Below are 7,515 nucleotides of genomic sequence, written 5' to 3'. Positions count from 1 at the left end.
AAGAACAATAATTAATTAACAATGCGGAAGTAGTTCAGTGAATCGCATGTCTCGAAGAGACGCGATTTGCGATAAAAGCCATGAAGGCTTTTAAAGCACAAAGAAACTAAATTTTGGTTCTGCACTTTATTCAAAGAACAATAATTAATTAACAATGCGGAAGTAGTTCAGTGAATCGCATGTCTCGAAGAGACGCGATTTGCGATAAAAGCCATGAAGGCTTTTAAAGCACAAAGAAACTAAATTTTCGTTCTGCACTTTATTCAAAGAACAATAATTAATTAACAATGCGGAAGTAGTTCAGTGAATCGCATGTCTCGAAGAGACGCGATTTGCGATAAAAGCCATGAAGGCTTTTAAAGCACAAAGAAACTAAATTTTCGTTCTGCACTTTATTCAAAGAACAATAATTAATTAACAATGCGGAAGTAGTTCAGTGGTAGAACATCACCTTGCCAAGGTGAGGGTCGCGGGTTCGAACCCCGTCTTCCGCTCTATTTCTAACAATATAAAATGAAGCTAACCTAATATTAAGGTTAGCTTTTTTTGACAATACAAGAATAAAACCTCATCAAGAATTCCTAGCGGGTTCTCTTTTGGGGTACAAAAATAAGTTAAACAACATACGAAAAAGCGTGGTGATTCACAAAGGGATAGGTATGAGAATTCATAAGCGGAGAATTTCCGGCTAATGTAAATTTTGAGGCTTGATAAGCTGATATAAGCGGAGATATTCCGATTAATGCCTCTAAATAATGCCAAATCCAAGGGTTTGAATAATTTGAAACAGCCATAAAAAATAGGGTGAGAAAACCAGCGGTTTTCTCACCCTATTTGCTTTGCGATTTACTGATTTGCACCTTTAAAGTGAATCCGTTAAAGAATTCCTTGGTGTGTTTTGGCTTTAAATGGATCAATCACACCACACTATTTTTTATCGTATTACTGTCTGCTCCGTCTGGGTCGAATATAGCAGCTATTGGAAAATTGATCGGGGAAAGATCTCCGTTTTGTTCCCCAACGGACTGATTTCGTTTATAGGAGATAAATTGATCAATTAATTGAAGTGAACCCATATTCGCTACCGCTCCATTATCGATTGTATTAATTTTAAATCCAAGGACATTGATTACCATGGGAGAGATAAAAACCATATGATAAACCCTCCTTTTTCTTAAATTAAAAATCCAATGGACAGTCCAATTTTAGAAGAAACTTGATTTAAGTGTCGGGCTGTCAATTAAGTCCGCATCCCATACCAAGGATTGGGATAATATCGTGGGGGAGATGTCGCCATTCTGTTCTCCAATTCCCTGACTTCGTTTATACGAAATAAATTGGTCCAAATGTTGGCTGGGTCCTAGATTAACGACCGCTCCATTATCCATCGTATTTAATTTAATCCCTACAATGTTAAGTACTACCGGTGCAAACATAAATTTCACTCCTTAAAGGGTCGGCAAATTGCCTGTTGTTTCAAAGGAAGAATTGGAATCAATCTGATCCCGGTCGTCCACAAAGCTCCTTGTTCCAAAAAAGTTACTGCCATCCCCCATATTCTGACCTAAGCCCATATTTTTCTTATCAGAATTATGCCATTCAGCCAATAGGTTTTGGCCAACGTTTATTGCCGAGGCATTTTCAAAGGAATTGACTTTAATAATATTAATATTAATGTTGATGTACGGAACAGGACCTGCCATTGGAAACCTCCTAAGTTTTTGTAACTAGGCCTGCTGATTCTTTTTCAGCGTGCTGGAATCTAGAATATCATTATCATTTATGGAAGCAACAAGGCCGATTCTTATACATCTATCTGCCATTTGTTGTCCAAATCCCTGATTTTTCTTGGCGCATACATTTCGGTTTCTCATCGTCGTCGAACTAAAAGAAATAGCGCCCAGGTGGTCTTCATTATTCACCTTCAAGCCGCCGATGTTAATATTCATTGGTAAAAAATTCATGTCCATGACCCTTTCAGTATTTTTTTACAGATAAATTAAAGATATGCATTTGAGGATAAATTTATGTTATTTGGGAAAGGACCATACTGGTACACATCTGTTTCGATTCCGAATCTCTAAAGACCGTTTCGTCGATAAAGGGCTTTTTTCATGAATGAATTGGTAATTTTAAAATATGATTAATTATAGTGATAGACTTGTATAAGACTATTTTGAAAGTAACGGGGAGGATCCATCATGGATATGAACAAGATATTACAATGGATGGATTTGGCGAAAAAGTCCCAAACGACTGATTTTTGGAAGGATATATTTGACCAGCCCTCCTTTAATGAATTTATGACAAACACTCAGGACCAGGGGCAGCCAGCCAGCCATAGCTTTAACCCGGGGGTGGGAAATCACTTTCCACCAACAGACATTTATATAACGGACGAAGATGTCTTGTTAATTTCAGACTTGGCAGGCTACGCGAAAGAAGATATTCATTTATCCATTTCAGGTACAAACCTATTAATTAAGGGGAATAACAGTCGAGCCATCACAGGAAAGCTCGTTCATCAAGAACGGCATCAGGGACCCTTTCAACGGATAATTCAGCTTCCTGAGCCGGCATATCCCAATCAAATGAAGGCAAAATTCAATGAGGGCCTCCTATGTATTTCATATAAACGGCAGTTTAGGGATGAAGAACAAGTTCCAATTGATTAAACCTGCAGCATGAGGGAAGCTTTTTTATTTTTTTTCAAGTGAGGTAAATAGTTCTTCTTGGGGAAAATCACACCGAAAGAAAACTGGCTTTTCTCAGTTGGATAGGGAGCAGATGGGGAATCATGAATACTTAATAAATGTGGGGATTTGTATGTCTATTAAAGATTTTTTTAATCATAAAGATCAGATGGACGAGTTGGACAAGCAAAAGTTAAGAATCAATGCACTTGAGGTTCATATTAAGAGATTACTAAAATTTGAAGAACAATTTAGGACATACACGTATGAAAGCAGCAGGGCAGAAAAGAGGAAAGAGAGGAAACGAGGTCAAACTGATGGCAGTAATATAGAAAATCTAAGCTTGCAGCAGGAATTAAATGGGCAAAATAAAAAGCTTGATGACATTTCTCGAAGGCTTAACAGACTAGAAACAGCAGCTCAAGACTTGGCCGCTTCTCAAATCATCAGAAGCCCTCAGCCTTCTTCAAAAGTGGAACCCTTGCTCAAGGAGGAAAGGATAAGGCATATAGTAGAACAACTCCTTGCCGATCGATTGGCTGCCCATAGCCGCAAGGAAGAAAAGTTGCAAAGAAAAATACAGACATTAGAGAATCAAGTTTCAAAACTTATGGAGCGCGAAAAGAGTCATTCCCAGCTATGGGGTGATGGTCATGTGGAAAAATCGGATCAAGCCGAGGAAGTGAAAGCTATCCATCCCTTATTCAGCAGGGAAAATGGTAGAAGTGATGAGGAATCTGATGACTCGTTCCATGGATCTATCCACATGCGGCTTCTTGTTTTGGAAAAGAATTATCTACTGGTGAATGAAGTACAAGCCGGAATGCTTAAACAAATGGATCAGCTTATGGAAAAGTGGAATCAGCTCCATCATAGTGAGGAGGACGTAGAGAATTCCTCCATAAAGCAAGAACCGTTATCTAAAACGATCTATATTGATAAGCTTTATTTAGATAAATATGAGCAGAATAATAACTTTGCCCAGCTCGGCATTAAAAATTTAAGCGGAGCCCTTAATATTGGTGCCACTTATGGGAAAGATGCAGTGCCAAAGGAAGTTACGGAACATCTTAAAGAGGAGATTGCCAACATGAAGGGTTTAAAAGAAGAAATGGCAAACCAGCAGCCCCATGCCGACGCGAATGAAGATACTCAAGACGATGAATCATCATCTGATATCAATGCGGATTTGTTTGAAGAAGAGGATGGGTCTTATATTGACATCGAAATTGCAGACGATCACGATTAAATAAATATACCATTTCATCATATAACAATATTTGTGTTACAATTCTTCTAGTTAATGACGATTTTGACATCTGCATGAACGTTTGGTTTTTAGTAAAAGACAGCCATGAGTAATTGCTCTAATTCCATAGAAGGGATGTAAAGGAGCTCAGCCGTTCATGCAGGCAATCTGTGAGTAAAGGAAGAAAAGAATGAGTAAAACATTACCAGTTCAGAAGAATGAATACATAGATGTGGTTTTCGAGGACTTAACCCATGATGGAGCAGGGGTGGCAAAGGTAGATGGCTATCCTATTTTTGTACCGAACGGATTACCCGGCGAAAAAGCAAAGATTAAAGTTATTAAAGTCAATAAAGGATATGGTTTTGGCCGTCTCATGGAAATAACTGAGGCCAGTCGATATCGGGTGGATGCCCCGTGCTCGATCTACAAGGAGTGCGGCGGCTGTCAGCTCCAGCATATGAGCTATGAAGGGCAGCTGTATGCAAAGGAGAAACAGGTCAGGGATGTTCTGCAGCGAATTGGCAAGCTCAAAGATATAAAGGTCCACCCTGTCTTGGGAATGGACAACCCATGGGGCTACCGCAATAAATCCCAGGTTCCGATTGGTGAGCATGAAGGCGGTCTAATTGGCGGTTTTTATCAGCAGCGGAGCCATCAAATCATTGAAATGAAAACCTGTTTAATTCAGCAGGAAAAGAACGATGAGGTCATTCAAAAAGTAAAAGATATTTGCAGCCGCAATAGTGTTCGAGCCTACAATGAGGAAAAGCATAAAGGGGAGCTCCGCCACATTATGGCCCGTTATGGGATGGTCAGCGGTGAAGTAATGGTCGTGCTCGTCACGCGGTCAAATGAACTGCCAAATAAAAATAAGATTGTGGAAGAGATTGTGACCGCCATCCCTGGGGTTAAATCGATTGTGCAAAATATCAATTCGAAAAAGACGAATGTCATCTTTGGCGAGCAAACCAAGGTACTTTGGGGAGAGGAAGTCATTTATGATTTCATCGGTGACATCAAATTTGCCATTTCGGCACGCTCCTTCTATCAGGTGAATCCGGAGCAGACGAAGGTATTATATGATAAAGCACTGGAATATGCCGGCTTAGGCGGTCATGAAACGGTTATAGATGCCTATTGCGGAATCGGAACGATTTCGTTGTTCCTAGCGCAGAAAGCTGGAAAAGTATACGGAGTTGAAATTGTCCCGGAAGCGATTGAGGATGCGAAACGAAATGCGGCCCTAAATGGCATAACAAATGTGGAATTTGCTGTAGGTGAAGCGGAAACAGTGATTCCAAACTGGTATGAAGAGGGAGTACAAGCAGATGTTTTGGTCGTCGATCCGCCGCGCAAGGGCTGTGATGAAAAACTGCTGCAGACGATTCTTAATATGAAGCCGAAGAAGGTAGTCTATGTTTCATGCAACCCGGCTACACTAGCACGCGACCTAAGAATTTTAGAAGATGGCGGGTATAAGACGGTTGAAGTGCAGCCGGTGGATATGTTTCCGCAGACGAGCCATGTGGAGTGCTGTGCGTTGATAAAATTGATATAAAAAAGAAAAGCTCGTTTAAAAAGATCCTTATTTAGACGAGCTTTTCTAATTACATAATCAAAGCAATTCGTTAGAAAAGCGATAAAAGATTCTTGGGGATCCGTCTTCTTTGATTTCGATTCGATCTACTAGACGGTGTAACATCTCAGGTGTTAACTCATTAAATTCAAGATAATGATTTAGCTCTTTCTTTAGTTTAGTTATATTGGACTGAGTCGTTTCTTGTATTTCTGAATTAGCTTTTTCTAACTCATATTTTTCTAAAACCAAATTACTTAGTTGGCTACCAATATCCTCAATGGTTAAACGGTAGTCCTCTATTGTTATATTTGATTTAGCAAGAAGTTTTGTGAGTTTAACTTTTTCATTATTTAAATCTTTTATCATTTTTTTAACTTTAGTTAGACGCTTTTTTGTATTATTACTTACATTACTTGCTTTCTTGGTGATTGAATCCATTATACTATCCATGTTTAGTTTGGATGTTATAGATCTAATGTCCTCTAGTACTATTTCAGCAAGTTGAGTTTCCCTAATAAAATGTTCTGAACATGCTTTTATCCCGTGCTTATTATAGTTGCCACATACATATCCTTTTCTATTTTTCTTAAAATGCAATCCTCTTCCACAATCAGCACAGAAAGCTGTATTTGTAAATAAATGAGCTTCTTGTTGCGGTCTGATACGTTGTCTAGAAATAATTAAGTCCTGAGCAGTATTGAATGTTTCTAGAGAAATGATGGCTTCGTGTGTATTTTGCACTATGACAAATTTAGATAACGAAACTAATTGTCTTGGATCTGTGACAGTGGGCTTTGTATCTCGACATTGAACTAATGCTCCAGTATAGTGAGGATTCATTAAAATTACTTTAACTGCTGAACCATGCCATTTATCACTTGCGTTAGACTTTCCACTAATTTGAGCAGGAGTTGGGATTCCATCATTATATAATCCACGAGCTATACCATCAAATCCCTTTCCTTCGATATATTCTTGAAAAATACGCCGAATAATATTTGGGGTTTCATCGTGTTTAATAAATAGCTTTTTGTTCTCAACGTAAAAACCGTATGGAGGATGAGAGCCATTAAATTGCCCCTCCTTAGCTGTTGTTCGAAAGGTGCGCTTTATACGATTACTAGTTTTTTGTGATTCTTGCTCATATATCCAAGCATAAAGTCCAAACTTATCTTGATCATCTTTTAAAGTATCGATAGCACCGTCCATTGTTTTTAAATGGACTTTATGTTTGTTGAGAACTTCCTTTAATTTATAGGCAAGGGGGACATTCCTTGCTAGACGTGATAATTCTTTAGCAATAATTAAGTCGAACCTTTGTTCTTTTGCGTCACTAATTAATTGATTTAGACCTTTACGGTTAGAATGTGTGCCTGATTCAATTTCTTCGTAAAAATCGTATAATTCCCACCCGTTCTCTGAACACATTTGTGTGAAAAGTTTTCTTTGATTTTCGAGTGAAGACTTTTGCTCTTCTTTATTAGTTGACACACGAACAAGCGCAGCAACCTTCAATGTTTTATTAGTTAGTTCATGTTGTGAATTTTCTTTATATGAATTTTTTGCTAATGCTAATCTCATGATTGAACACTTCCTTCATCATGAGATGTAGTGGTGATATCTTTAGCATATAAGCTTTTTACTAGTTGGTCAATTTGGATATTAATTAGATCAGTTATAATTTCTTCTAATGATATTTCATTTTTATAAATGCGTTCTACGTTCATTGTTAGCCTCCGTAAATTTGGTGGCTAGATGTTTCAGCCGGCTTACTGATCTAGCTGAAATATGATACTTTCAGATTTTTGATATTCTAAGAGCAAATTCATATAAAATTAAAGTTTAAATTTTCCGTTTATTCGATATTTATTTGAGGTTCTTTTGAAGTGATATATATATATAGCATTTAAGAAAAATTTTAAAGAACTACTTGTGTTTTAAATAAAAAATTATCCGCAGATTACCAAGCCCATGTAAATGACTTGGAATCT

The 7,515-nt window shown here is 37.9% G+C and carries 9 protein-coding genes and 1 tRNA gene; 4 read left to right on the top strand and 6 right to left on the bottom strand.

Annotation, left to right across the window (positions count from 1 at the left end; all coding sequences use genetic code 11):
• The first annotated feature begins 422 nt into the window (after nucleotides 1–422).
• Nucleotides 423–494: transfer RNA gene (locus tag HNR53_RS18245), tRNA-Gly, on the top strand.
• Between the two features lie 423 nt (nucleotides 495–917).
• On the opposite strand, the gene HNR53_RS18240 is transcribed toward HNR53_RS18245, so the two are convergent.
• From HNR53_RS18240 to HNR53_RS18225, 4 genes are read right to left on the bottom strand one after another with little or no spacing between them, the layout of a single operon-like run.
• On the bottom strand, nucleotides 918–1,154 hold the full coding sequence (locus tag HNR53_RS18240) for a hypothetical protein (RefSeq protein WP_184528664.1): 237 nt from the start codon (nucleotides 1,152–1,154) through the stop codon (nucleotides 918–920).
• Nucleotides 1,155–1,205: 51 nt separating this feature from the next.
• Nucleotides 1,206–1,436 (bottom strand): hypothetical protein, encoded by a 231-nt coding sequence (locus HNR53_RS18235; protein WP_184528662.1) that lies wholly within the window; start codon nucleotides 1,434–1,436, stop codon nucleotides 1,206–1,208.
• Nucleotides 1,437–1,448: 12 nt separating this feature from the next.
• Entirely contained in the window at nucleotides 1,449–1,703 is a 255-nt protein-coding gene (locus HNR53_RS18230) for a hypothetical protein (RefSeq protein WP_184528660.1), read from the bottom strand.
• Nucleotides 1,704–1,727: 24 nt separating this feature from the next.
• Nucleotides 1,728–1,964 (bottom strand): hypothetical protein, encoded by a 237-nt coding sequence (locus HNR53_RS18225; protein ID WP_184528657.1) that lies wholly within the window; start codon nucleotides 1,962–1,964, stop codon nucleotides 1,728–1,730.
• A gap of 237 nt (nucleotides 1,965–2,201) precedes the next feature.
• Between HNR53_RS18225 and HNR53_RS18220 the strand changes: the two genes are divergently transcribed.
• The 3 genes from HNR53_RS18220 to rlmD all read left to right on the top strand — a co-directional run bounded on the left by HNR53_RS18220 (nucleotide 2,202) and on the right by rlmD (nucleotide 5,503).
• A complete protein-coding gene (locus tag HNR53_RS18220; RefSeq protein WP_184528655.1) occupies nucleotides 2,202–2,675 on the top strand; it encodes an Hsp20/alpha crystallin family protein in 474 nt (157 codons plus the stop codon).
• Between the two features lie 151 nt (nucleotides 2,676–2,826).
• Nucleotides 2,827–3,942, top strand: a complete 1,116-nt coding sequence (locus HNR53_RS18215) for a hypothetical protein (RefSeq protein WP_184528651.1) — start codon at nucleotides 2,827–2,829, stop codon at nucleotides 3,940–3,942.
• A 190-nt stretch (nucleotides 3,943–4,132) separates the two neighbouring features.
• The gene (rlmD, locus tag HNR53_RS18210; protein WP_184528649.1) at nucleotides 4,133–5,503 is read left to right on the top strand and encodes a 23S rRNA (uracil(1939)-C(5))-methyltransferase RlmD; all 1,371 of its coding nucleotides are present in this window, start codon (nucleotides 4,133–4,135) and stop codon (nucleotides 5,501–5,503) included.
• A 57-nt stretch (nucleotides 5,504–5,560) separates the two neighbouring features.
• Here rlmD and HNR53_RS18205 read toward each other — a convergent pair whose 3' ends face one another.
• Together HNR53_RS18205 and HNR53_RS18200 are read right to left on the bottom strand one after the other, a co-directional pair.
• The gene (locus tag HNR53_RS18205) at nucleotides 5,561–7,105 is read right to left on the bottom strand and encodes a recombinase family protein (protein WP_184528647.1); all 1,545 of its coding nucleotides are present in this window, start codon (nucleotides 7,103–7,105) and stop codon (nucleotides 5,561–5,563) included.
• The gene (locus tag HNR53_RS18200) at nucleotides 7,102–7,251 is read right to left on the bottom strand and encodes a hypothetical protein (protein WP_184528645.1); all 150 of its coding nucleotides are present in this window, start codon (nucleotides 7,249–7,251) and stop codon (nucleotides 7,102–7,104) included. The genes HNR53_RS18205 and HNR53_RS18200 overlap by 4 nt, the downstream gene beginning before the upstream one ends.
• Nucleotides 7,252–7,515 lie beyond the last annotated feature (264 nt).

It is taken from the genome of Bacillus benzoevorans, from assembly GCF_014207535.1.
Classification (GTDB): Bacteria; Bacillota; Bacilli; order Bacillales; family Cytobacillaceae; genus Bacillus_BD; species Bacillus_BD benzoevorans.
This window is presented reverse-complemented; position numbering and strand designations above follow the sequence as displayed.